Raw genomic sequence first — 24,637 nt, forward strand, 5'->3', positions numbered from 1 at the left:
CTGCGAATATATTCGCAAGACCATTCAGGCGGAGCTGCTTTTGCAGTTCCGCCTTTTTTTATGCAGAAAACACCCCGACTCCTGCTCCAGTTAATCAAACTTGGCATTAGTGCCAAACCAGAGACAAGAAAAGCATAATAGACAGAAGTACGACAACAAGAGATAAATATAAGTTTAATTTGATTTCATTCATTCAACTTTATGGAATGATATATGTTCTCAAAGCGCTGAAGCTCTGGATATTCCACAAAAAAGATTATATTCCTAAGCAAAACAGTTAGCAGGAATTAATTAAAATATGTCCCGGAAAAAACCGCTTTACGACAAAACCTTTTTTGCACGGCAGCCCATTCTGATGCCGGACCAATCCCTTTGGGGATATGAGTTGCTTTTCCGCAACAGCAGCGAGGCTACTAGCGCAGATATTTCCGACAGCTACAAGGCTACACTGCGTGTTGCTGCTGATATCTGTGCAGCTCCCGGCGAGAATCTGCCGGATAACGTGAAGCTGGTGGTTAATTTTTCGCACAAAGCCATTATGGACAAGGTGCCTTACTCATTACCGGCAGCCAAAACTGTTGTTCAGATTCCTGAGACCACTCCCCCCACCCCGAACCTGATCAAGGCCATAAAAGAACTTTCTGACGACGGTTTTTACATAGCTATTGATGACTTCGAAGGGCGGCCGCAGGGAGAATTCCTCATAGCTTATGCGGATGCAATCATCGTTGATATCCTCTCTGCTGATAAAGAGAAACTGGAACGCATCTGCAAGCTCTGCAAAGAATATGATACCAAACTCATAGCCAAGCGGGTCGAAAACACTGATCAGTTCAACATGGCTCAAGAACTGGGGTTCAACTTTTTTCAGGGATTCTATTTCAAGCGTCCGGAAAATGTGAAAGGGCGCAAACTCCGTTCCGGTGAAATTGTAAAACTCAAGCTACTCAAGCTGATAGAAGATTCATCCCCGGATTTTGAAGCCATGGCTGAAGCGTTGCAAAACGATGTATCCATTAGCTTCAGACTGCTAACCCTGCTAAACTCGCCGACTTTCGGTTTTTCCCAGAAGATCACTTCCATCAAACAGGCCCTCGTTCTGGCTGGATGGAAAATGGTCAAGAACTGGCTGCGGGTCATTCTGCTCACAGATCTGACCCCCAAGGAAAAAAGCCGCGAGCTTCCTCAGCTGGCCACTCAAAGAGCAAAATTTCTGCAATTGCTGGCCCAGAATTCCGACAAGGGATTGCCGACAGATTCCATGTTCCTGCTTGGACTTTTCTCCTTGCTGGGTGCTATGTTCGATCTGCCCATGAAAGAACTGACCAGTTACCTGCCCCTTGAAGATGAAATTAATGAAGCCCTTTGCGGTCAAGAAAATTCATATAGCAGATATCTGGACCTGACCAACTTCTTTGAATCCGGAGACTGGGATAATCTTGATTTTCTGCTGGGTGAACTGGAACTTGATCCGGTCATGGTTGCAAAAAGCTATTATGAGTCCACCCGCTGGGCAAACAGCTTCTTCCAGATCCCCGGTGCTTCCTGATCTAAACGCTGCCTTAAACAGGAGCCAACATGCCGCACTCATGCCACAATGATGAATATGCGAAGCTAAACGTCCTGATTACCGGAAAAAGTCCGGTAATCCATATCCTCATGCCACTGCTACATGAGCTAGGTCATGCGGTATCAATAACCCGCTCCCCACGGGAAACCCTTTTTACCTACGCCAGCCAACAGCCCGACCTAATCATTATGGCTGAGCAGGACGACACCTGTCAGACTTTTTCCAGCATCCGTGAAGTTAATGAAGATGCAGAGGCTCTTTTTATCATCGACACCTCAAAGCCTGAGTCCTTTGAACCGCTCTTTGATTTTCCCAACATATCTTTTCTGCCTTTGACAGTATCCAAAGAAAAGCTGCTTACTTTTATAAAAAATTTTCAGGCCCAACATCTTCGCAAAAAAAAACATGAAGAGGATGCCAAGCTTTACGGCCTGATTATGCAAAGCCTTCCCTTTCCCGCTCTCCTGATCAGCACTAAAACAGAACAAACAATACTTGCTAACAAGGCCGCACATAATCAGCTTCCGGCTTTTGAATACGAGCAGGCTCCGCCATTTCTGTCCGCACTTTCCGACGAAGTGCGCCACAATATTTTTTCCGATCTTGAATCGTATCACCTGCATTATCTGAAATCAGTAAATGCTTACGAACGTTTTTGGGATCTCACCGTGGATCAGGTTGCACCTTCTGTCTTCATGCTGCTGGCTGTAGATGTCACTGAACAGCGCCAGCAGATGCAGTTACGCGAGGAAATGGAGCGCATTGCAAGACATGATCTGCGCTCTCCCACAGCCAATATCGTGGGCATGTCACGCATTCTTGAAACCGAAGCCGGTCTTGATGAAGAATTCCAGCCGCTGGCTGAAATCGTACGCAAAACCAGCGAACGCATGATCCGCCAGATCGACACCTCCCTGACCCTGATCCGTTTGGAGACAGGTTCCCTCAAAGCTGACGCTCACCCCTTTAACCTCTACACAGCTATCAGTGCAGCCATCGGCGACCTGAGCCAGTTGGTTGAGGAAAAGAATCTTGAGATAGTCAGTCTGCAGGACGGAGAACCCATTACCGAAGAATGCTTTATCGTCTGCTACGGTGAGGCCTCGTTGGTAATTACCATGTTTTCCAACCTGCTCAAAAATGCAGCAGAAGCAGCTCCGGAACACTCCACTATCACCATTAATATCACGGAAGACAGCCGCTTCATCACCACCAAAATCCACAACATGGGCGAAATTCCGGTCAGCATCCGCGAGACATTCTTTGACCGCTATGCCACCTACGGCAAGAAAAAAGGTACCGGACTGGGAACTTACAGCGCAAGGCTTATTGCCAGCGCCTCAGGTGGAGATATTTCATTCACAACTTCAGAAGAAAAGGGTACGACCCTGATCACAACAATTCCAAAACCACCAATTAAATAAAAACAGGACCAGATTAATGGCTGCCAAAAAAAAACCGCGCCCGTTACTCGTCTTTGCTGATGAAAACGGCCAGATATATGATCATCCCGAACTTGAAATGATGTGCCGTCGTGGCGATGAGCTGTTTCAGCCCAAGCCTGAAGAGTACATCCCCCTGCCCCCGGACAGCGAATTTTTCCTGCTTCCGGGCAGATTCCCCATCGGCCTTGATCCGGAAACAGGTGAAGTGGTCGAAGTGGAAGGAACTGCGGTCACCGCATTCGCCTGCCCGGGACACACCCTGACCGGACTTGCCGCATACGGTAATACCGATGACGCCCCTGTACTGCCTATGTTTTCCTACGGTGCAGTGGGCTATGCCAACGGCAAATTCTGGGTCACCGCAAAGAAAGTTGATGAGGACAAGCGTCAGGTTTTCACTAAAATTCCGAACAAGAAAATCGATGCCGGTGCCCACCGCATGTTGAAGGAAATGCCCGACAACAGACTGGTCCGCCATCTGGCTGGATGTGCACTTACTTACTGCTGCCCTGCAGCCAAGAACCTTGCTTTGGGACGCTTTGAAGCACCGCTGCCGACTTCCCGAACCTGCAATGCCCGTTGCATCGGTTGTATTTCCGAGCAGCCTGAAGATTCCGGTTTTCCTTCACCGCAGGAACGCATCAAATTCACGCCCACTGCCGAAGAAATCACCCAGATCATGCATTTTCACGCCAAGCGTGAACGCAAGCCTGTTTTCTCTTTCGGTCAGGGCTGCGAAGGTGAACCGCTCACAGAACACGTATTACTTACCGAGGCCATCAAGAAGTATCGCGATGAAGGCGGTATCGGTACTGTAAACATCAACACTAACGGTTCCATCACTGAAGCAATGGAACCGCTGGCAGCAGCAGGGCTCAACTCAATCAGGGTCAGCCTGAACAGTCTGCGCGAGCCTGTTTACAATGCTTACTACCGGCCCAAGGGCTACAAATTTGATGACGTATTGGCTACCATCGCCAAAGCTAAAGAACTGGATCTGCACGTGTCCCTGAACTTTCTTTATTTCCCCGGTATCAGTGATACGGAATTCGAGGTCAGTGCACTCGTTGAAGTTGCCAAGCAGACCAAGTTTGATTTCATCCAGCTGCGTAACCTGAACATCGACCCCGACCTGTACATGGAGCTCATGGAGCCTTACGAATTCGGTCCGGGAATGGGATTCATCAACTTCCGCAAACGGATCAAGAATGAATGTCCGTGGGTTAACTTCGGATACTTCAACCCTTACCTCGGGGATGGAAAGCAAAAGTAGATGCGCTTTGCGCTTTTGATATTTTAATTTCGCCTCCGGCAGCTTAAACTTTCAGTAATTTAAGTCATTGCCAGCTAAATTAGAGGGAGATTAGATCACTCGATCGAATCTCCCTTTTTCTTTTGGATCAGCCTGCTTTTCAGCGGGCCGTCAGCCGTGTATAAATATTCGATGAACAGACGCTCCCTTATTTTCAGCACTTGCATACTCCTGCTGCTGATATTCACCATACCGCAATCATCTTTTTCAAAAGATGGTGGATTCGGCCTGAACTGGCAATTCTCCGTTGACTTGCCGCAGGCGGGAATAGCCGGGGTTTTGAAGGGATACGTTGAACATCTGAAAGGTTCGGAATTCAGGTTCAAAGGGGAATACCTGAACAAAAAAGGACCTATCAACTCCGGTCCGATTAAGCTCAGCACAAACTTTGATCTTGATTCTGGAATGTTGCGCCTGAATTCCTTTAACCTCACAATTAAGAGTTTAAAGACTGATCTGCCTCAGCTTGGATTAAGTGATCCCGACCTGACCATCAACGGAAAAGGAATTATCGATCCGGGGTCAGGAGCAGCAGACTTCAAAGATTTACAGATTAAAGCAGGAAATCTGCCGGACCTGACAGGCAGATTAACTTACACTCCGGTTCGAGATGGAAGTTGCCTGCTGGAAATCAGCAATCCTCTGCCACTGCTGGAACGAATCGTGGAAATCAATTTCCCGGACTTTGAGAAATGGGATAAAGAAGGAGCATTTTCACTAAAAATTGCGCTCCAAAAAATCAACATCTCACCCGAAGCAAGCTTGAAACTTGATTTCAGCGGACTCTCAGCTGCATCAGCCGATGGGCTGGCCCTTGTAGACAGCGTAGTGGGAAGCATAGAAGCCAACAGTCTGCTTAATAATCCCCAGCCAACCCTGAGTATAGATTTTCAATCAGGAGAAGCCCTTTACGATACCTTTTATGTAAACATCACAAAACATCCGCTGCATGCAGAGATTGAATCCAACCTTCCTGATAAATCCGGCAGGATTAAGCTTAAGAGTCATGTAGACTGGAAGGACATGGGAAACTTCAAAGCTGATGCGCATCTCAAAGATATCTTCCATAGCCCTGCATTCTCCGGCAATGCTGAATACAAAACAACTGAACTATCCGCACCGTTCAAGACCTTCGCAATTGATCCCTTTTCCTTGGAAGGATTAAGCGGTAACGGCAAATTTGCAGTGCGCTGCGCCTTTAACGGCACAAAAGCTAAAACACATCTGCGGGGGGAAATGGATTTTGAAAACTGCTCGGTCAGTAAAGATGAAACCGTTTTCAGTGGCATTAATGCTGACCTGCCCTTTGTGCTTTCCCTTAATGAAAAACTCATACCGCAAGCGGATGAAACCCTGCCCTATTCCCCGGCAGGCATAATCGGCTTTGATGAAATCAAGTCTGGACAACTTAAGATTAATAATTTCGCTTTTCCCATAAGCGTTTCCTCAAATTCCATTGAATTCGGAACCGTCCCGACCATTAATCTTGAAGGAGGAACCCTTAATCTCTCTGACTTGAAAATGCGTCATCCCTTTAATGACGACTTTGCTCTCAATGGTAAAATCGTCGCCAAGGACATCAATTTACTGCCCCTCTCCCCGCAATCACTGCCTATTGATGGAAAAATTAGCGGTGACTTGAAATTCTGGTTGCTTAAAAGCCATCTTTCCACCAGCGGAAAACTTTTCGGTAATGTATATGGCGGGGAGATGACTATTGATGAAATTTTTGCGGAGAATCCTTTTGAGGACTCCCGGCAGTACGGGGCAGACTTCAACGTAAAGCATCTTGATCTTGAACCGCTCAGCAAGGCGCTGGACATTGGCCGCATTACCGGTCGCATGGACCTCTCCCTGAACGAGCTGGTCATCGCTTATGAGCAGCCTGCATCATTCCACCTTGTGGCCCGCACAACGCCCGGTTCCGGCAAGTCCGGAGATATCAGCCTCAAAGCGGTAAACACCCTGTCTGTTATCGGAACAGGTTCGGGGCTTACCGGAGCAGGAGTGGGAGTTTTCTCACAATTTTTCAAAGAATTCGGCTATGCTGGGCTGGGCCTTGAATGCACCCTCAATGACGACATATTCAAGATTCGAGGCTTGATCAGAGATGATGGAATCGAGTACATTATTAAAAGACCGCCCTTGTTCGGCATCAACGTAATCAACAGCAACCCCGAAAACCTGATCAGCTTTTCAGACATGCTCAAAAGGCTGAAACGGGTCATCGGCAACTAAAAGCATAGGAGTTTACCATGCTCAAAAAAACCGCACAGGTTTTAACCTTTATCAGCCTTCTTTCCTTTGTCGCCTGTGTGACAGTGAACATATATTTCCCTGCCGCCAAGGTTGAACGGGCAGCAGAAGATATTGTGGAAGATGTTTACGGAACTAATCCCAAGCAGGACAACAAAGACGACCAGTCCGCATTAGAAAGCTTCATTGCCCTGCTCACACCGCAAGCTGCTCACGCTCAGGTCAGCAAAGCCGAGATCGACAAGAAATCAAACGCCGCTATCCGTGGACTGAAACAGTCAATTGCCGCCGACCACAAAAAGCTGGTTCCCTATTACAACTCCGGTAACATCGGCATCACCAAAGACGGCTACCTGAAAATAATCAGCAAGGACGGACTGAACATCAAGCAGACCGCAGATCTGCGCCGCATTGTTTCACAGGATAACGATACCCGCGACCAGCTTTACTCCGAAGTAGCTGCATCCATGAACATTCCCGGCAGTGAACTTGCAAAAGTCAAAGCCATATTTGCACAGGAATGGCAGGAACGCGCTCCATCCGGCTGGTTTATCCAGAACGCAAACGGTAAGTGGATGCGGAAATAGTTTCTGTCATGCCCTTTGATAACAGTTACGCACGACTGGAAAACAAATTCTACCAGCGCATAAATCCCACCCCGGTTAAGCAACCCCGGATCATTCTCGTGAACCGGAAGCTTGCCGGAGAAATGGAATTCCCTTTGCCGGAAACAGATGCTGAACTGGCCGAATTGTTTTCCGGCAACAAACCGCCTCAGGGTTCGGAACCGCTGGCCCAAGTATATGCTGGGCACCAGTTCGGCAATTTCGTGCCTCAACTGGGGGACGGAAGGGCCGTCCTGCTCGGTGAATTCGTCAACAGCAGTGGACAACGCTACGACATCCAGCTCAAAGGAGCCGGCCAGACCATGTATTCACGTAACGGTGACGGACGTTCACCCCTCGGTCCGGTCATCCGCGAATACATTGTCAGTGAAGCTATGTTCCGGCTGGGCATCCCCACCACCCGCGCCCTTGCCATGGTACGCAGCGGTGAAAATGTATTCCGGGAGCAGGAACTGCCCGGTGCAGTATTCACCCGTGTTGCATCCAGTCATATTCGGATCGGAACCTTTGAGTACTTTGCTTCCCGCAAAGATCATGAAGGAGTAAAAACTCTGGTAGACTACGCCATTGACCGTCACTATCCGCATCTTAAAGAAGCCGGGAATCCCTATGCAGCATTTCTCGGGAAGGTCTGCTCGGTTCAGGCGCGGCTGGTAGCCAAATGGATGCGGATCGGATTTATTCACGGGGTCATGAATACTGACAACACCACCATTTCCGGTGAGACCATTGATTACGGCCCCTGCGCTTTCATGGATGGTTATGATCCGGCAACAGTTTTCAGTTCTATCGACCATTACGGCAGGTATGCATACGCCCGCCAGCCTTCCATTGCCCAATGGAACCTTGCCGGACTTGCAGGATGCCTGCTGCCCCTCATTCATAAGGAGACTGAACAGGCCAAATCCCGTGTGGAAGAAATTGTACAGGGATTCGGACCGGAATTCAGGACGCATTACTTTGCTGAAATGTGCAGCAAAATCGGCCTGAAACCGGAAGAACCAGCCCAAGAACTGCTGAATGACTTATTGCAGACCATGCATGAATCCAAGGCGGACTTCACACTAAGTTTCAGGATGCTGAGCAAAGCTGTTTTGGGCAATGAAGAGCCGCTACTGAATCTTTTCAACGGCAAAGGGAAAGTCTCGGAATGGCTTGAAAAGTGGAAAGCAGAACTGGAGCGGCAAAACATAAGCAAAGAAGAAGCGACCCGAACGATGGACCGCAACAATCCGGCCTTCATTCCTCGCAACCACCGCGTTGAGCAGGCCATCAGTGCCGCTGTTAAAAAAGAGGATTTCGGGCCGACCAAGAAGCTGATCAATATTCTACAGAATCCCTATGAAGGGCAACCGGAATACGATGAGTACATGCAACCTCCGGAACCGACAGAACGTGTTTACCAGACATTCTGCGGTACTTAAGCAAAAAAAAGCCCTCAAACCATTAGGTTCGAGGGCTTTAAACTTACCAAAAACAAAACCTAGAAATTAACTTTAACCTGCTCGGAATCTCCGTCACGGGCGGTTATTTCACCGATCTTCCATGAATTGAGCTTCATTCCGGCCAGTCTGTTGAGCACATCTTCTTCGCTGTCTTTGGATACAACGAGGATGTAACCGATACCGGTGTTGAAGATCTGCAGCATTTCAGGCCAGCTGAGTTCGCCCTGTTCCTTAAGCCAGTTGAACACAGGAGAAACTTCCCATGAATTAAAGTTGATTTCTGCGGTGACCTGCTTGGGCAGGATGCGGGGTACGTTATCGTAAAAACCACCGCCGGTAACATGAACCATACCCTTGATTTCAATATCGCGGGAAAGATTATGAACCGCATCAACGTAGATTCTGGTGGGAGCCAGCAAGGCTTCGCCGATTTTCTGATCAGTACCGGGAAGCAGGTCGTCTGCTTTCAAGCCGGACTCATCAAAAATCTTACGCACCAGAGAATAACCGTTGGAATGGATGCCGGAAGACTCCAGACCGATGATGGAATCTCCGATAGTAATGGAGGAACCGTCTACGATCTTGGTATTATCCACCATACCTACACAGAAACCGGAAAGGTCATACTCACCGTCAGCATAGAAGCCGGGCATTTCAGCGGTCTCACCACCGAGCAGCGCACAGCCGGACTGCTTACAGCCTTCCACAACACCTGCAATAACTTCTTCAGCCACACCGGACTCAAGCTTGCCGGTTGCAAAGTAATCGAGGAAGAACAGGGGTTTTGCTCCCTGCACGAGAATATCGTTTACGCTCATGGCAACAAGATCGATACCGATAGTATCGTGCTTGTTTACTGCAAAAGCGAGTTTAAGCTTGGTTCCCACACCGTCGGCACCTGCCACCAGCACGGGCTCTTCCATCTGAGTAAGGTCAAGCTTGAACAGCCCGCCGAACCCGCCAATATCAGTGACCACACCCTTGGTGAAGGTGGAACCCACCATACCTTTAATGCGACCAATAAAATCATTAGCCGCATCGATATCAACACCGGCGGCTTTATATGCATCAGAACGACTTGCCATATTAATTTCTCCTAACAGTCTCTAAGAACGGACTGTATATGCTGAATCCCGTATAAGTTCAAGGAACAACATCACCCATTTCCCGCTATCGGGAAAAGAAAAAGGTCCATTGTTTGCACAGGACCAAATAAGAGTTTATACTATGCCACGGAGAAAAACCATGTACAAGAAAACTTTATTCACCGCTTTTCTCATTCTGGGACTGTTCCTGTGTGGAAACGCCATAGCAGGAACCAAGTTCATTAACAAGGATACCGCCAAGGACCGCAAACCCATCCGCATGGGCACCGGAGGCGGAAACAAAAGCAAGATCTCAATTCAATCAGATAATAATTCCAACACGATAAGCATTTCACCTAAAGACAAGGATAAAGATAAGGAAGACACTCAAGTCGGGCCTATATTTGTTGTCCCTGAAATCAAACCGTAGAAAAATATAATAAGGAAAGTCATGCTTCATCCCGCCAGACTATGGAAACCGCTTAAGGACGGTAAAGTCCAATGCAGGCTATGCAGCCACTTCTGCATAATTGACGAACAGGAACACGGTAAGTGCGGGGTACGGCAAAATGTTGACGGCCAGCTCATGACCAAAACCTATGAGCTGGTAGCAGCACTCAATGTGGACCCGGTGGAAAAAAAACCGCTGTACCACTTCCTGCCCGGAACCGAGACATTTTCACTGGGCACGCAGGGCTGTAACTTCGGCTGCACCTTCTGCCAGAATGCCTCCCTTTCCCAGCACCCCAAAACAGGACGGGAAATAACCGGACAGAAAGTAACGCCGGCAATTCTGGTGGAAGCGACCATCGCCCACAAATGCGATTCCATATCCTACACCTATTCCGAGCCGACCATTTTTTTTGAGCTAATGCAGGATACCGCCCGTCTTGCCCATATTAAAGGATTGAAAAATATCATGGTCTCCAACGGCTTCCAAAGTCCGGACTGTATTGAAGAACTGACCGGCCTGATTGATGCCGCCAACATAGACCTTAAAGCCTTCAATGATGATTTTTACCGGGACACATGCGGGGGCCGCCTTAATCCGGTCCTCGACAACCTCAAGCACATGAAGACAAACGGCTGGTGGGTAGAGGTAACCACCCTGCTTATTCCCGGAAAGAACGATTCACCGGACGAATTAAAGGAAATGGCCGCATTCATCGCCAATGAACTGGGCACGGAGGTGCCGTGGCATATCTCCCGCTTCCACCCGGACTACAAGATGCAGGACTGTCCAGTCACCCCCATGGAAGCCCTGCAAAGAGCCAGAAAAGCAGGAACCGATGCGGGACTGGAGTATGTATACATCGGTAATGTTCCGGGTAACGAAAGTTCTTCCACTTTCTGCCCTGATTGCCACAAGGAAGTGATCAAAAGATTCGGCTTTGAAATGAACAATGCGGGCCTATCAGACGGCATGTGCAAGTACTGCGGATGTAAAATTAACGGGGTATTTTAAGTATTTAAAGATATAAACAGTACAGATAACGAATTAAATTTAAAAAAATTAAATTTAAAAAAATTAAATTTAGTTCTTGCCAAGCAAATACAATTCACGTAGTTCCCTTTCTGCACGAAACAAGTCGGAGCATGGCGCAGCCTGGTAGCGCGCTTGCTTTGGGAGCAAGATGCCGGGGGTTCAAATCCTCCTGCTCCGACCACTTAAAAATCCAAGTAAAAGGGCCATTTAGCACACAGCTGATTGGTCCTTTTATTTTTTGGTGTCAACATTTTTGGTGAACCTTTGGTTGACCAAAGTGTTGGAGAAAAGTATTTAAGATGCTGTAATGACGGTGTTTAAACCTGTTTGAGGTGGGATAAAACTTCTTGAAACAGATATAATTGGAGAGGTTTTAACTTGATACAATTGATGATATAAAACTGCAGATTTTTCACCAAGATATCAAAAGGAAAACCTATGGCTGTCTTCGATCTCTATTCAAAACGTCAGAAAATGCTCAGAGGAGAGGTTCCTGATGTTTATACATACGATGAAATCCCACAGGCCTTACGTGTTCAAATTGCACAAATAATACATGCAACCCTTGGAAATCACACTCAGTACTTCGATACATATACAGATTCTGTAAAAAAAACATACCAGCAAATAGTTGAGATATTGTGTCGTGAGTATGGAGTTTTCAGCCTATGTCAAACATACGGTAACAGAGATTACCATGAGGAATTAACGGATTTTTTAGTTAATGAACAAGATGTCGAACGAATTTTGGATGTTACAGAATTGTCCTTTAAGGCAATTGAACATTGCACAAGAACTCATGGCTATTTATTTAGATCAAATTACAATAAAATAGCAGACGAAGCTATCAATGAACTTAATACTCGATTCAAAGAACATGGGGTTGGATACCATTTTGAAAAACAAATCATCAAAATCGACAACCAACTAATTCACCACGAAGCAGTAAAACCAGCGTTACAATTGCTAGCAGCACCTTCATATTCTGGACCTCAAGAAGAATTTCTGTCTGCCTTTGAGCATTATCGTCATGGTAACCATAAAGAAGCACTAACAGATGCACTTAAGTCTTTAGAAAGCACAATGAAGGTTATCTGCATAACGCAGGGATGGAAATTTAATCCTAATGACACTGCTAAGAAATTATTAGATATTTGTTACAACCAAGGTTTAATTCCATCCTTTTGGCAAAATCACATGACGGGATTACGTGCGGTTCTTGAAGGTGGTGTCCCTACTGCTAGAAACAAACTTGGGGGACATGGTCAAGGCGAGACTCCAGTTGAAGTACCCGAGCATATTGTATCTTATGTTCTACACATGACAGCTTCGACTATTGTCTTTCTGGTTAAGGCTGAGCAAGCACTATAAATCTGACCCCAGCTATCCCTCCAAACTTTGACAATCCTTGTATCTAGACTTATATTTACATCAACAAAGGAGGAACCATGCACATCTCACTTACCCCCGAACTGGAAGCGCAGGTAAAAAGCAAAGTCCAGTCCGGACATTACAACAATGCCAGCGAAGTTATCCGCGAAGCTTTACGGTTTATGATAACCAATGAAGACCTTGTAAATATGATGAAAATTGAAGCCATGCAGAAGAAACTGGCTGTAGGTGAAGAGCAGGCAAGGAGCGGTGAATTCACCGATTCCACCATGGATGACATTATCAAAGAAGCAAAGCTTGAAAACAATGCGTAGAATCCGCTTTACCCCTGCTGCCAAGGAGCACCTGAAAGGCATCTGGAAATACAGTTTTGAAACATGGGGTGAAGCTAAGGCGGATTCATATCTCATGGACATTGATGCTAGACTCAAGAACTTACTTGCGAACCCTAACCTTGGCCGCAGCAGACCGGAAATAAAATTCGGCTATCATTCTATCGCTGTAAACAAGCATATAGTCTTTTACCTGATCAGCGAAACTCATATTGATATCATCGGCGTGCTGCACCAGAGAATGGACATTAAATCTAATCTGCCTACTGAATAATTTATTCGGCACCACGCTTGAAAAGTAGCCTCAGCAAAAGTGCATGAAATTTAGAATCATACCCCAAATTCCGGTCAACATTTTGGTGAACCAAACAGGTTCACCCCCCTATAACACCACTGAAAAAATGTTGACCAAGCAAAATAAAGCTCAATTATTTCAACCTCTATATCGCAAACACTTTGCTTTGGGAGCAAGATGCCGGGGGTTAAAATCCTCCTGCTCCGACCACTGAGAATTCAAAGGCTTACAGCATTCATTGTTGTAAGCCTTTTTTCGTTGGGAACAGAGTAGGGATTCTTTTGACATTTTGGGGTAGTTGGATTTGTGTTGTGGGGTTGTTCTGTAGATCAGTATACTCAACCATTCACATTGCGACTAATAAGAGGCAGCCCCAACGGGGCTAACCCTTATCGCAAAGCTCTTACACATAGAGTAAGGCCAGATAAACTTAATAATCTCATCCGACATTTTAAATTGCTGCATGGAAAATATCAAAAAGCAAATAACATGCACATGCGCATAAAAGACCTCCCAAAGAAGCATTGAAAGCCCGTATCCTTATTGGAGAATTTAGCAATAAACCAACCTTGCTGCCCATCATTGCCCACATAAAAAGAGACAAAAAGCATATCACAAAATAAAGAGATGAAAAAATTATCAGTGGATCAAATGAGTTATCATCCATAAACATTCCTAACCCTGCGATGCATGCTAGCCATGCTTTAGGATTGAGCCACTGCATAAGAAAACCTTCTTTAAAACTTGGGCAATGACCCTCTTTGATTGAAAGATCTGGGCGAGCTGTCCCAATCTTATAGCCTATGTAAATAATGAACAAAGCACCTGATACCGCAAGATATTTCAGAAAGACAGGGTGGGTGGTTACAATCTGCATGACTCCAAGTCCAAGAACAATTAGCAACAGAATAAAACCTGAAGTTGCACCTGAGACAAAAGGTACTGTCCTTCTCAATCCATAAGTTGCCCCAGAAGCGACAATGACCATATTTACTGGACCGGGAGTGATGGACATTGTCAGTGCGAAAACACACATTCCTGCAATTTGTGTATACATATGATTTCCTTTTTGAGATTGTTGAATGAATAACTCTTGATAGTATAAACAGTTTTTTTCGGTCCAATTAAATGACTCAATTGAGCTCATAAGCGTTATTTATCGACATTCGGCATCGCCCGCTTTAAAAGGACAAATATGGAATTATACCAGCTTGTTTCGTTTGTAGTCGTAGCAGAAGAAGAGAATATGACTCGGGCTGCAACTCGTTTAAATTTGAGTCAACCAGCAATTAGCACGCAACTTAAATCTTTAGAGGATGAGTTGCAGTTTCCTCTTTTTCATAGAACACCAAAAGGGATGAAGCTTACAGATGAAGGCCAAGCACTTAAAATAAAGGCCGATATTGTACTAAGTGGAATAGAGGACTTCAATGCAGAAGTGGAAAGATTGAGAGGAGGATCATATGGTGAAATAATACTTGGAGTAAACACAGATCCACGTCTTCTGCGCTTGGAAAAACTATATACAAAATTAAAAGATCAATACCCTGATATTTCATTAACCGTACAGGAATCGATGAGCTGGGATGTTATTGAAAAGTTGAAATCTGGAAAAATTGATTTAGGATTCTCCTACGATATTCCCAACGATAACAAAATACATGCTCGATTTCTTGGAGAAATCGATTTAACCGTTGTTGGCCCGGAGAAATGGCGTGACCGTCTAGAAGGCAAATCAGGAAAGGATCTTATCGCATTTCCGTGGATCTGGACAAGTGAACACTGCCCACTGAATATGGTTCTCACCATTTTTTTTGAAAAAATTGAACAAAAACCTTTCAAAACGATTGTTGTGGATCAGGAGGCAGCAATTCTGAATTTAGTTTCAGACGGAGTTGGTCTCTGTGTAATGCCTACAAGCAAGGTAGAAAATGTAAAACAGCAATACAAAATCTTTCCTGTTATGGATCTACCTATTAAGCTTAAACTCTACATTTTATGTCTTGAACGCCGTAAAATGGATAATAAGATTTCAATTCTTTTGAATTTGATTAATGAAATGTGGGGAATTTGAAACTAGCATTATTACGCTTCACAATAAATTGGCATCCTCGGTTGGCAGCATCCAAAAATCCATAAAAATTTCGAATAAGTGTCCTCAATGCTAATATTTTCATAATCAATTCAATGGTTACTACATTCGCAAATGACTTTGGGAGCAAGATGCCAGAGATTCAAATGCTCCTGCTCCGACCACAGAGAATTCAAAGGCTTAGCTGAAAATTAAGCTAAGCCTTTTTCTTTTTGATATACGGATTGGTCTACATTTAATGTGGTTTTAGGTCTCACATTGGTATGACGTTAGCATTTTATGTTTTTTGACATTATGCCCCTATCATTCTTACAAATCAGACTTTTTCCAATATAATTTATAATCAATAGAATGATCAAGTATGCACACCGCCCTTGGGTGATTACTATCATATTTGGCAAATGTGTTATAATGGACTGCTGCGTCCATCCCCACATTGAAGACATCGAGATTATTGATGTAGTAAAACGCAACATCAAAATCTTTATTGGGGTTGCACATAAACAAATTTGAATTTATAAGATAATGTTCAAATGGAGAACTGTATGTATTATTAATATATTTGCTATACCTTTGAACATACCATTCTTCATCAAAACCTGCTACTTTTGTCAGACTAACAATCTTTTCTTTCAATTGCGTTTGGGCAAGAGCTCTAAATGGCGCGAAATCAGGATGATAAATTTTTTCTTTGCGGGCCAAAAGTCCTATTCGTTCACCCAAAAGACTGTTGTTAGTTGTAGACAGCCCTTCACATAAAACCTTTAAGGATTCATGTGTATTATTCTGAGCCTCTAACGAAGCAGCCAACAAGAGATATACTCCCGCATGCTTACTACCGTTCTGTAACAATTTCCTTGCAGTTCCTTCTGCCTGAGGCCATCTCTGAGCTACCATGCAGAGTATTAACTTCTTTTCCATATGCTGCTCGATTTGGGCATCAGGGCTTTCAGCAATGACTTTGTCAATCCAGCTGAAAAAAGAATCATTCTTACCATCCAAAAAAGCCAGATACTGCATCTCCCAATCAAAAAAAGACTGAACAGCCGCCAAGTTACCTTTTGATCTCTTCACTGTATTAACTATTTCAACAAAATCACCCTTACGGGCAAGTGCTTGCACATACACTTTATACCATAAATCAGGCAGGACTTTTTCACCAGCTAGTTCAGTAGCTTTAAGAATAAATATGTCTGCATCAGGAATCTTGCCTAAAGATTCTGCCACCAACGATAGCTGGTAAAAAACATCCTTTGACTTAGGGACATTATATAGAGCCTGCTTACCTAATATTTCAGCTTCCCTAGCTCGTCCTTTACTCAAGTACTCCTTCATTAATAGGCAATAGGCTTTCTCACATTTAGGAAAATCTACAGATATTTTTTGTAGGAGTTTAATTCCTTGTGAATGATGCCCCAACTCCAGAGACTTTGATGCCAACTCAAGTAAGCTACTTTCATTATTCGGATCTTTTTTTACTTCCTCTAAATAGAATGAAAGCTGCTTATTGCCATCAATTTTTTCCCATTCATCAAGCGGCCTGCCATCCCTTGCTATAAGAAGCCTGCCGAACTGCTTAGAGCGGGTAAATGTTTCGTTTGGCATCATATCGTCCAAATATGACATATCTGCAGTCAACGCAGCGAAGATATGGTCGTATAACCGGACAGGTGTTATTATTTCATCTTGTGTAAAATGAGAGATAGGCCAATGAATCGCCAAAAAGACACCACTTTGGTCTTGAGTTATAAGATGTGGCGAAAATCCGTTTTTTTTAATATTTGTTGTCGGGTCATTACTAGCCCCGCATTCAACATGATTGAACCGTCTTGCCCCATGGTCACCCATGGCAATCACTATGGAATCAGGATCTTTTTTTAAAATTGTATCTATAATTGTAAGTAAATTGGTTTCAGCCTCAAAATACCTCTGGCGATACTCATCCTCAAATTCATCCAGCTTATCCCAGGAGAGACGGATGTCTGAGTGACAGGCCCCAAAATAAAACCAATTCATTTGAGGTCTGTTATAATCCAAAATATCTTTAAATTTTTCAAGAGAGCTCTCAAAGTCATATTTATGCTCAAAGAGATCTTTGGTAGAAAGAAAATTCCTTATCAATGAAGATTGAGCTATCAATGGAGCAAAATTTTTATTAATCCAAAACATTCCTGTTGATGTATTGGAACCAATAGTATCAAACAGCTCGCTAAATATATTTTCTAGTAACTCAGAGCAAAAAAGGCTCGAGTGATATCCATTAGCCTTAAATGTTGACATAACTTTAGAAGATGTAACTTCTATATTCCTTTCATCTCTATTGTAATCATACAGACTTCTTGGCCAAAGAAGGTTAGATATTGTCCCTATAGTCCACGTCAGATTGCTATAAGAATCATCATACAAAGTGAACCCTGATTTCGTAAGTTTATTACATAGATTTGAATTATCAATGCCATATATATCTTTTAAGGCACTAGAAGAATGGAATGATTCCAAAAACAAAAGGTGAATATTAGGCTTATGCTTGAATGTAATATCCGTTTCCTTTTTATCATCTATTTTATCCATGTATTCCGCACCATGGTCTTTCCTATTTTGATAAAAATCGAATAAGGATAAAACTGTGTATGCTATAAGCACAACATTCAATACAACAAGAGAAAATAAATAGGTGGAACTACCGAAAAATATAGTTATCCCCACAACAGTATAAATACGCTTTCTTATACTCAGCAGCTCTACAAACAGCCTTTCACTAAGAACAAAAAAGAAGAGAACAGAAACAAAACATACAATTAAGTCACTTATAAAAAGAAGAGGGGGACCTACCTCCTGTTTCATAAAAAAAAAGTTTGCCAATTGTGCTCCAGCTCCCAAAATAAGACCAACCATGGAGACAAAAATCAATGATCTTTTTACTTGCTGTTTCGTAAACTGATTTGCATTGATTGAGACAATCGTAAGCGTTGGAGCTAATATAGCAAAAAAAACAGTAACAATAGGGGCACTTAAAAGCCCAAAAAGATACCCATCCATAGTATTGCATTCCTGTCCGCTTAAGACTTACTGAAAACATGCAGCGTCCGCATGCTCCCAGGAAGTTCAAAAACATACGTTTCAATTAAGCCAGCATCTTTAAATGCTTGGTCAAACGAGTCTTTTGTATAGTCATCAAAGATATCGTCACGACTACTAAGCATCCGCTGAACTTGGCTATCGTCTTTGGGAATAAATTCGCAGACCAATATCCCGCCTTTCTTTAAAAGTTTCGCGAAATATGAACTAATTTGTTTAAACGGCACCCCAACAGTAAAGAAAAGGTGATGACACAAGGCTAAAGCCATAAGAAAATCAGCACTGCAACGATTAGCAAAACTTGCTCGTTCGGTGCTTGCCCAGCCTAATGAAGGAGATGGTGATGAGAGGTCAAGAACAAGTGGCAATATATTCTTCGGACCATTCTGTTTGAGAAAACGATAGTGTGCATCAACCGCCATTGGATCAATATCTGCGGATATAACAGTCTCAAAATACGGTGCAAGTGGACGACTAAACCGTCCAGTATTTGCTCCAAGATCAATAGCCAGTTTCCCTTTATGCTTTTGGGCTACATTTTCAACAATCTCTAATTTGGCCTTGGCTCCTTTATTCGAATAATTAGTGTCATTATAATAATCTACCCATTCAGTTTTTTGTTTTGGCAATACACATTTGTTCACCGCACACGCAAGCGATGTGACAATGTCTACCAATTTTTGCATGCTCATTTTTTTGACATCTTTTTTATCCTTAAATGATCGTGGATCAGCATATTTATTTTGCATAAAAGCATGCAGGATGATGTGCATCAATATGCTAGGGGAAAAGCGAGCTTTCCATGGAATCATTTTGCAGGCAATATCAAGAGGAACCCCATCTATCCACTGACGCGACAGCTGCAGCAGTCTAACATCTGTTTTAGATCCAATTACCAACGGCGCAAAAAAATGGGAACAAAACTGTCCATATGCTTGCCATGTTTTAGCCTCATTCAGAAGTTCAAATGACAGCAGATCTATAAAAATAGGTTTTGAGCCAATATACTGAATATTATAAGCTGAAGCATCCTTTAGGATAATCCCCCTTTCAAGGGCTGACAATTGCAACTTAAGGGTCAAAATAGCGGCGTCCTTAAGTTGAGAAAAACTCCATTCATACGGATATGAAATAAACGGAATGGGTTCAACATTTAAGCTCTTCCAGCTTCCCTCTATCGGTTTTCGCTCATTAAACCCGACTATTTCTTGATTGCGTACTGCTTCTTCAAGAAAATTGGACTTAATAATGTGTTCCCAATCTTCTTTATAAGAATGCTCAATGGTACGAACGACTTTGTCACCATCATAAAAAACATACCCGGAACGATCTCTAAATGACCCTAAATCTTGTCTCATGGCATTATTTGGAAAAAAGATTAGATAAAAAGGCAACAATTCGTTGTTTTATGCGTGAAAGAGAGGCAATTCCTGCCACGATCCACTGTACAGCCGTACTTCCTGACCCAGGATCTAAATATCCAGCATAACTTTCCTGTGGGTCTAAGAAAGTCAAAACAGTAAAGATAAAAGCAGTTACCAGCCAAAAATTCAAAGACTTACATTTTGTAGCATTCATACCGATCTCCTAATATTTGAAATTCTGATATCACGATTAGATGCACAAGTCATTCCAATTGGAACATCTCTTCAATATTGGTCAACATTTTGTTGATTAAATACGACTCTCACAAAAACACAGTTCTTTGGGAGCAAGATGCCAGAGATCCAAATCCTCCTGCTCCGACCACAGAGAATTCAAATGTCTTACGTTGAAATGACGTAAGGCATTTTCTTGGGGAAGCATATTGTGTCAACTTGGACATATATCACATAAATTATACTTAGAAGCATTCTTCAACTTACAATTCCCGATAGCTACTAATTGGCGAAACAAGGCAAGGCTGTTTTCTGGCATACGGAGTTGAAGATGGATATGACAATTGGCGATTTAATAAAATTCAATGAGTTCCTGGATTCAACTCTAGATCCCAATAATTTAGACGAGGAATTCATTACCTTAAGACAGGTCGAGCTAGACGGCATATCAAAAGATTCCGATATCAAACATTTTCCTTTTATTGCCTTAAGCTATGCCAAGTTGATGGAGCTGACCGTTTTATTAGCCGGGAAGTATGCTGACAATTGCCAAAACGTTGATTTTGGTGATCTTGTGATAAACCCCAGACACTTAGATATTTGTATCCTAAATGCAGCATTAATAACGGAAGATTATGGAGTTACTGAAAACCTTCCGCTTTGGTTCAAAAAACAAGTACGTGAGTGTACTGGCAGCCAATACTCTGAAGATCTGGGAAAAATGGTTGTTGACCCATTCTTGTTATCGCATTTTGTGGAAAGAGGCTTACTGCTGAGAATAGTAAAAAAAGAAAGGCATAAAAGATTAAGTGATCAGTTCCGGGACTGCATTCCATATGATCCACAGTCTACTTTTTCAAAAGAGATTGAAGAATTTACCCCCATCGCACACAACCCGGTAAAAGACCTTGGCTGCATGAGCGGAATGATTGAAGGGCTTGATGTGGCGTCATGGCTTGCCAGCAACACGGTATTGAATGTTGTGAAAGGCTGCTTAAAAAACGATCTTACGAATATGCTGCGTGGAGCCTTGTCAGATGACTATCTGAAATCAATTAATACACAATTTGAAAAGGCACATAATTCTTTAGCTTATATAAATATGGGAAGGAAAAATTTTGCCAATTATCCATATGATGAAGAAGTGCCTTTAGCAGAGTGGGCTGAGATCAATAAAACTTTGTGCCACTTCACGCTAGATAGGTATGCTATGATTCAGTCAGAACTAGATAGAAGCCTTTCCAGTCCTCGTTACAAAAGCCCCTTTCTGAACAGTTTGTTGTACAACGCCCCCAAAACACTGGGTACAAATGCTCAGAAACACCTCGAAAAAATGTTCCCGATACGATTTTTCTCAATCAATCCGGCAGGTGCAACAAAAGGGAAATATGCTCACATTTGAGTGGAGGCATTTACCAGAGCCTTGAAAATTCTTCGTTGCGATCTGTATTGAACAAGATATTCCGGGTGCCACTGAACCCCAAGCAGGAAACTATTATTCCGACCTTCCACCGCTTGTATTATTCCGGCATCACATTCAGCCACAACTTCAAGCTCCTGCCCCACTTCGTTAATTGACTGATGATGAAGCGCATTAACATAGGGAGAAGTTCTGCCAAGCACATCTGCCAGCATGCTATCGTCTTTGACTGATATTTTTTTGTACGGAAGAACAGTTTGGGGATTACTCACGTCTTCATAAACATCCGCAATTTCCTGATGCAGTGAGCCACCCTTAACAACGTTAATAAGCTGCATTCCTCTACAGACTCCTAACAGAGGAGTATCGTTTTCAAGAGCTTCATTAATGAGCATAACTTCAAGAGCATCACGCTTTCGGTCTTCGCCGGGAGCCTGTTTCATTCCTAGAATTTTACGTAAGCCAAAAGCCAATACCGCCACTAAACTCTGGAATACTTTGCGGGGAATGTCTCTGAATCTGAAATTACCAAAACCGGACTTCTCGAGTATTTCTTTAAGCTTATCCTCTCCATAAAGAGCAGGATCTATGTCTGCCCCTCCACCGATAATTAGTCCGTCAAACTTTCTCTGGGCATGATAATTATCCGGAGTTATGCGGTCCGGAACTCCTCCCGCAAGCCGTATATTCAACCAGAAAAAAAGCCAAGCGGCCATGCCCCCTCTAGCGGGAGTGGAAACACCTATATGAGGAGGACTCTGCTTAGACATGCTGAGATTGCTCCCTACAGTAACTTATCGGGAAAAATTTTCTTTGAGGCTTTATCCAGATATTCGCTGCATTTCTTATCCAGTTTCTCTGGATCATCGGCCAGAACTTCAACCCTCATCCACCTGTTCCATTCCAAAGCCATAGACCACCCATCCTCATCAATGCGACAATCCGGCAGTCTGTAGTGGAAAGCAGGTCTGGGCTTGATTAACTCCGGCTCATGAACTCTGCTCAAAGTAAAATCCTTATCAATGTGAGCGAAAAGGCAGGTAAGGTCCAACGGCCTGTTCCGAGTAGGGTTATGCTCAAGGTAATCAGCCATGAATTCTTTCAAAGAAGGCTTGTAACTGCTCTCAAGAACTTTAAGTACATACTCCTCAGGAAAGTCATCAATGAAGGGTAAGATTCGTCTGGTCAGGTCAACATCTATTTCTTCCTTGAGCCAGTCGAGAAGGACCAGAAAAGCTCTCAAGTAATTCAGGATGGTGTTGACCTTCAGGTCCGGACACTCTGGATTGAACTGCATACCGAAAGCATACAGAAAAGATGCCCGTGATCCTTTGGCATGACTTACCCTCAGAGCCTCCTCGATTTTATCCAACTCTTCTATTCGATTTATTGGAACAGGCGGCGTGACAAGCTCAAAAGGAACAGCCAATTTTGCCAGATCATAAAGGGCACTATCAACTTTTTCAATTTCGTCCTGCGCAAGTTCAAAACCCATTTCTTCTATAAATTTCTTATACTTTCTATCCTTAAGCTGAATTGAGTCTACTTCCAACCCAAAATCACCAAAAGAGGTTTCAACCACTTTGTAACTGAAAGGGGATTCCTTACGCAGCTCTCCTCCGTAACTGTCCATAACAATTTTACCTAAACTCTCTAGATCAACTCCGGAAAACTCCAGTTCAAAGCCGACTCGGCGCCACTGCCCTGACTCGGTTTTAGTACGCGAGGGAACATTCCAAACCATATTTCCTCCAATATATAAATTAATAAAATAAGATATGTTCTGATCAGGACTTTACCCGGACATCAAATATTACAAATACACCTTATAATCGATGTAACAAAATGATCATATTATTTATGACCACAACTCACCTGCAGACAGTCTGGTTTCATGATCACACAAATGAAACCAGCATGCAAAAATAGCCCAGCCTAACCGTTAAATAAAAGAACTCCAACTTGCTCTGGGCAACGAAAAAGAAAAACTGTATTTTAAGCTACTCACTTAAAATTTATGAAAGTTTGTGATGTCTATTCACTTTAAACTGCTTAACAAATTTCCTGTCGATATAGTCTTTGATCCGGAAAGCAAGCGGCCCGCCGAAGCTCAATCCGTTTTTGTGCAATATGCCTTTCCCGCCCCCGATATTAAATATGAGCAGATAGGAACCGCCCGGATCGAAAGATTTCAAGCTGCTTCCTTCGAGCTGCGCCCGCACATTATGTACAAGCACGGGATTCTGGCGGACAGCATATACTCCCACTTTATCCAGTGGGTTCGGTTCGAACCAGATGCAATCTCCTCCACCGAAAATTTCCGGATGGGAAACACTTTGCAGATAGCGATTAACCTTTAGCCCGCCATCCTTCCCTGTCGACAAATCCGAAGCGGCGAAGACTTTTGAAGGCTTCACCCCCAAAGCCAGAAAAATGATGTCTTGTTCGTAGTGTTGTCCGTTCTGCAATATGACGTTTCCAGTTGTCACATGCTCCACATAACTGCCCTGAACAATTTGGATTCTGCGTTTGTTAAGGCTTTTGACCGCAAGATTACGCACCCTGTCCGGTAGGTTGTGCAGAAATTCGCTGCCCGTGAAAATTTTAATTTTCACACCGAAGCGGCCCTGCTCTCTGGCTGCAGACCAAGCGTTGCCGGCGATTTCAAGAGCCGCGGGACCGCCCCCGCATATGCCGATACGCACCGGACGTTCAGATACTATTTCCCGAATCCGAATGCGAGCCTGCAAAAGATTTTGTATGGGTTTTACGGTATAAACATCGGTATTGACCTTGTCTGCGAGATGGCTGGGTACGAAGCTTCCAAGATTGCAGGAAAGTACATCGTAAGGAAATTCTTGCCCCGCTTCAAGGATGACCATCCGTTTGTACGGATCTATGCGTGCAACCTTACCAAGTACAAACGACCCGCCGAGGCTTTCCACAATTGATTTCACAGGAAGACTTATCTCTACAGGACGGTAAATACCACCGAGCATTCCCGGACCCATCCCTGAATAGTAATGACGCTCATCCGGTCCGATGACTGTAACGCGGTGTCCATCCGCAATGAGTTCAGGAATTGCTCCCATGAGCTGCATGTGCGCGTGCCCTGCGCCGGCAATGACAAGTTCACCCATACCAACTCCAGTCAAAACAGTTTTATCTACAATGAGAGCCCACTACGCTATCTAGATGTAAAACA

The 24,637-nt window shown here is 43.8% G+C and carries 21 protein-coding genes and 1 tRNA gene; 14 read left to right on the forward strand and 8 right to left on the reverse strand.

Going from position 1 to position 24,637, the window contains the following annotated elements; all coding sequences use genetic code 11:
- Positions 1-298: 298 nt before the first annotated feature.
- From ACNI23_RS11480 to ACNI23_RS11505, 6 genes are all read left to right on the forward strand, one after another.
- Positions 299-1,549, forward strand: coding sequence for an EAL and HDOD domain-containing protein (locus tag ACNI23_RS11480; protein ID WP_420248816.1), 1,251 nt, complete (start codon positions 299-301; stop codon positions 1,547-1,549).
- 29 nt (positions 1,550-1,578) lie between these two features.
- Complete coding sequence (locus ACNI23_RS11485) at positions 1,579-2,994, forward strand: sensor histidine kinase (protein WP_420248818.1); 1,416 nt, start codon at positions 1,579-1,581, stop codon at positions 2,992-2,994.
- Between the two features lie 16 nt (positions 2,995-3,010).
- Positions 3,011-4,288 carry a radical SAM protein gene (locus ACNI23_RS11490; protein ID WP_420248819.1) on the forward strand — a complete coding sequence of 426 codons (1,278 nt, stop codon included), beginning with the start codon at positions 3,011-3,013 and terminating at the stop codon, positions 4,286-4,288.
- Between the two features lie 156 nt (positions 4,289-4,444).
- Entirely contained in the window at positions 4,445-6,565 is a 2,121-nt protein-coding gene (locus ACNI23_RS11495) for a translocation/assembly module TamB domain-containing protein (protein ID WP_420248820.1), read from the forward strand.
- Between the two features lie 17 nt (positions 6,566-6,582).
- Positions 6,583-7,170 (forward strand): DUF1318 domain-containing protein, encoded by a 588-nt coding sequence (locus ACNI23_RS11500; RefSeq protein WP_420248822.1) that lies wholly within the window; start codon positions 6,583-6,585, stop codon positions 7,168-7,170.
- 8 nt (positions 7,171-7,178) lie between these two features.
- Positions 7,179-8,633: a protein adenylyltransferase SelO gene (locus tag ACNI23_RS11505; protein ID WP_420248823.1), complete on the forward strand. Its 1,455-nt coding sequence runs from the start codon at positions 7,179-7,181 to the stop codon at positions 8,631-8,633.
- A gap of 59 nt (positions 8,634-8,692) precedes the next feature.
- Here the strand turns inward: ACNI23_RS11505 and purM are convergent, their stop codons facing one another.
- Positions 8,693-9,739 (reverse strand): phosphoribosylformylglycinamidine cyclo-ligase, encoded by a 1,047-nt coding sequence (purM, locus tag ACNI23_RS11510; protein ID WP_420248825.1) that lies wholly within the window; start codon positions 9,737-9,739, stop codon positions 8,693-8,695.
- A 160-nt stretch (positions 9,740-9,899) separates the two neighbouring features.
- Between purM and ACNI23_RS11515 the strand changes: the two genes are divergently transcribed.
- From ACNI23_RS11515 to ACNI23_RS11540, 6 genes are all read left to right on the forward strand, one after another.
- A complete protein-coding gene (locus ACNI23_RS11515; RefSeq protein WP_420248827.1) occupies positions 9,900-10,169 on the forward strand; it encodes a hypothetical protein in 270 nt (89 codons plus the stop codon).
- 21 nt (positions 10,170-10,190) lie between these two features.
- Positions 10,191-11,204 (forward strand): AmmeMemoRadiSam system radical SAM enzyme, encoded by a 1,014-nt coding sequence (gene amrS, locus ACNI23_RS11520; RefSeq protein ID WP_420248829.1) that lies wholly within the window; start codon positions 10,191-10,193, stop codon positions 11,202-11,204.
- A gap of 125 nt (positions 11,205-11,329) precedes the next feature.
- Positions 11,330-11,406 (forward strand) — tRNA-Pro (locus ACNI23_RS11525).
- A gap of 257 nt (positions 11,407-11,663) precedes the next feature.
- Positions 11,664-12,596: an abortive infection family protein gene (locus tag ACNI23_RS11530; RefSeq protein ID WP_420248831.1), complete on the forward strand. Its 933-nt coding sequence runs from the start codon at positions 11,664-11,666 to the stop codon at positions 12,594-12,596.
- 77 nt (positions 12,597-12,673) lie between these two features.
- Complete coding sequence (locus ACNI23_RS11535) at positions 12,674-12,931, forward strand: type II toxin-antitoxin system ParD family antitoxin (RefSeq protein ID WP_420248833.1); 258 nt, start codon at positions 12,674-12,676, stop codon at positions 12,929-12,931.
- A complete protein-coding gene (locus ACNI23_RS11540; RefSeq protein ID WP_420248835.1) occupies positions 12,924-13,223 on the forward strand; it encodes a type II toxin-antitoxin system RelE/ParE family toxin in 300 nt (99 codons plus the stop codon). The genes ACNI23_RS11535 and ACNI23_RS11540 overlap by 8 nt, the downstream gene beginning before the upstream one ends.
- Before the next feature lie 472 nt (positions 13,224-13,695).
- On the opposite strand, the gene ACNI23_RS11545 is transcribed toward ACNI23_RS11540, so the two are convergent.
- Positions 13,696-14,301 (reverse strand): LysE family translocator, encoded by a 606-nt coding sequence (locus ACNI23_RS11545; protein WP_420248837.1) that lies wholly within the window; start codon positions 14,299-14,301, stop codon positions 13,696-13,698.
- 138 nt (positions 14,302-14,439) lie between these two features.
- On the opposite strand from ACNI23_RS11545, the gene ACNI23_RS11550 reads away from it, so the two are divergent.
- Positions 14,440-15,318, forward strand: a complete 879-nt coding sequence (locus ACNI23_RS11550; protein ID WP_420248839.1) for a LysR family transcriptional regulator — start codon at positions 14,440-14,442, stop codon at positions 15,316-15,318.
- A 327-nt stretch (positions 15,319-15,645) separates the two neighbouring features.
- On the opposite strand, the gene ACNI23_RS11555 is transcribed toward ACNI23_RS11550, so the two are convergent.
- Genes ACNI23_RS11555 through ACNI23_RS11565 form a run of 3 tightly spaced genes read right to left on the reverse strand, consistent with a single transcriptional unit; the run spans position 15,646 to position 19,992 of the window.
- The gene (locus ACNI23_RS11555) at positions 15,646-18,375 is read right to left on the reverse strand and encodes a hypothetical protein (protein ID WP_420248841.1); all 2,730 of its coding nucleotides are present in this window, start codon (positions 18,373-18,375) and stop codon (positions 15,646-15,648) included.
- A 20-nt stretch (positions 18,376-18,395) separates the two neighbouring features.
- On the reverse strand, positions 18,396-19,772 hold the full coding sequence (locus tag ACNI23_RS11560; RefSeq protein ID WP_420248843.1) for a hypothetical protein: 1,377 nt from the start codon (positions 19,770-19,772) through the stop codon (positions 18,396-18,398).
- 4 nt (positions 19,773-19,776) lie between these two features.
- Positions 19,777-19,992, reverse strand: coding sequence for a hypothetical protein (locus ACNI23_RS11565; RefSeq protein ID WP_420248845.1), 216 nt, complete (start codon positions 19,990-19,992; stop codon positions 19,777-19,779).
- A gap of 351 nt (positions 19,993-20,343) precedes the next feature.
- Between ACNI23_RS11565 and ACNI23_RS11570 the strand changes: the two genes are divergently transcribed.
- Positions 20,344-21,414 carry a hypothetical protein gene (locus ACNI23_RS11570; protein WP_420248847.1) on the forward strand — a complete coding sequence of 357 codons (1,071 nt, stop codon included), beginning with the start codon at positions 20,344-20,346 and terminating at the stop codon, positions 21,412-21,414.
- Here ACNI23_RS11570 and ACNI23_RS11575 read toward each other — a convergent pair.
- The 3 genes from ACNI23_RS11575 to ACNI23_RS11585 all read right to left on the reverse strand — a co-directional run bounded on the left by ACNI23_RS11575 (position 21,405) and on the right by ACNI23_RS11585 (position 24,572).
- The gene (locus ACNI23_RS11575) at positions 21,405-22,202 is read right to left on the reverse strand and encodes a gamma-glutamyl-gamma-aminobutyrate hydrolase family protein (protein ID WP_420248848.1); all 798 of its coding nucleotides are present in this window, start codon (positions 22,200-22,202) and stop codon (positions 21,405-21,407) included. The two genes, ACNI23_RS11570 and ACNI23_RS11575, sit on opposite strands and share 10 nt — an antisense overlap.
- Positions 22,203-22,216: 14 nt before the next feature.
- On the reverse strand, positions 22,217-23,176 hold the full coding sequence (locus ACNI23_RS11580) for an amidoligase family protein (protein WP_420248850.1): 960 nt from the start codon (positions 23,174-23,176) through the stop codon (positions 22,217-22,219).
- Positions 23,177-23,447: 271 nt separating this feature from the next.
- Positions 23,448-24,572 carry an NAD(P)/FAD-dependent oxidoreductase gene (locus tag ACNI23_RS11585; protein WP_420248852.1) on the reverse strand — a complete coding sequence of 375 codons (1,125 nt, stop codon included), beginning with the start codon at positions 24,570-24,572 and terminating at the stop codon, positions 23,448-23,450.
- Positions 24,573-24,637 lie beyond the last annotated feature (65 nt).

This window comes from Maridesulfovibrio pacificus (SeqCode) (assembly GCF_048612815.1).
GTDB classification, from domain to species: domain Bacteria; phylum Desulfobacterota; class Desulfovibrionia; order Desulfovibrionales; family Desulfovibrionaceae; genus Maridesulfovibrio; species Maridesulfovibrio pacificus.

Excerpts from the sequence above, each read along its gene's own strand:
- ACNI23_RS11550 (WP_420248839.1), top strand. The coding sequence starts at position 14,440 with ATGGAATTATACCAGCTTGTTTCGTTTGTAGTCGTAGCAGAAGAAGAG.
- ACNI23_RS11545 (WP_420248837.1), bottom strand. The coding sequence starts at position 14,301 with ATGTATACACAAATTGCAGGAATGTGTGTTTTCGCACTGACAATGTCC.
- ACNI23_RS11565 (WP_420248845.1), bottom strand. The coding sequence starts at position 19,992 with ATGAATGCTACAAAATGTAAGTCTTTGAATTTTTGGCTGGTAACTGCT.
- ACNI23_RS11530 (WP_420248831.1), top strand. The coding sequence starts at position 11,664 with ATGGCTGTCTTCGATCTCTATTCAAAACGTCAGAAAATGCTCAGAGGA.
- ACNI23_RS11580 (WP_420248850.1), bottom strand. The coding sequence starts at position 23,176 with ATGGTTTGGAATGTTCCCTCGCGTACTAAAACCGAGTCAGGGCAGTGG.
- ACNI23_RS11485 (WP_420248818.1), top strand. The coding sequence starts at position 1,579 with ATGCCGCACTCATGCCACAATGATGAATATGCGAAGCTAAACGTCCTG.
- purM (WP_420248825.1), bottom strand. The coding sequence starts at position 9,739 with ATGGCAAGTCGTTCTGATGCATATAAAGCCGCCGGTGTTGATATCGAT.
- ACNI23_RS11480 (WP_420248816.1), top strand. The coding sequence starts at position 299 with ATGTCCCGGAAAAAACCGCTTTACGACAAAACCTTTTTTGCACGGCAG.
- ACNI23_RS11515 (WP_420248827.1), top strand. The coding sequence starts at position 9,900 with ATGTACAAGAAAACTTTATTCACCGCTTTTCTCATTCTGGGACTGTTC.
- ACNI23_RS11560 (WP_420248843.1), bottom strand. The coding sequence starts at position 19,772 with ATGAGACAAGATTTAGGGTCATTTAGAGATCGTTCCGGGTATGTTTTT.
- amrS (WP_420248829.1), top strand. The coding sequence starts at position 10,191 with ATGCTTCATCCCGCCAGACTATGGAAACCGCTTAAGGACGGTAAAGTC.
- ACNI23_RS11570 (WP_420248847.1), top strand. The coding sequence starts at position 20,344 with ATGGATATGACAATTGGCGATTTAATAAAATTCAATGAGTTCCTGGAT.
- ACNI23_RS11575 (WP_420248848.1), bottom strand. The coding sequence starts at position 22,202 with ATGTCTAAGCAGAGTCCTCCTCATATAGGTGTTTCCACTCCCGCTAGA.
- ACNI23_RS11555 (WP_420248841.1), bottom strand. The coding sequence starts at position 18,375 with ATGGATGGGTATCTTTTTGGGCTTTTAAGTGCCCCTATTGTTACTGTT.
- ACNI23_RS11535 (WP_420248833.1), top strand. The coding sequence starts at position 12,674 with ATGCACATCTCACTTACCCCCGAACTGGAAGCGCAGGTAAAAAGCAAA.
- ACNI23_RS11490 (WP_420248819.1), top strand. The coding sequence starts at position 3,011 with ATGGCTGCCAAAAAAAAACCGCGCCCGTTACTCGTCTTTGCTGATGAA.
- ACNI23_RS11505 (WP_420248823.1), top strand. The coding sequence starts at position 7,179 with ATGCCCTTTGATAACAGTTACGCACGACTGGAAAACAAATTCTACCAG.
- ACNI23_RS11540 (WP_420248835.1), top strand. The coding sequence starts at position 12,924 with ATGCGTAGAATCCGCTTTACCCCTGCTGCCAAGGAGCACCTGAAAGGC.
- ACNI23_RS11500 (WP_420248822.1), top strand. The coding sequence starts at position 6,583 with ATGCTCAAAAAAACCGCACAGGTTTTAACCTTTATCAGCCTTCTTTCC.
- ACNI23_RS11585 (WP_420248852.1), bottom strand. The coding sequence starts at position 24,572 with ATGGGTGAACTTGTCATTGCCGGCGCAGGGCACGCGCACATGCAGCTC.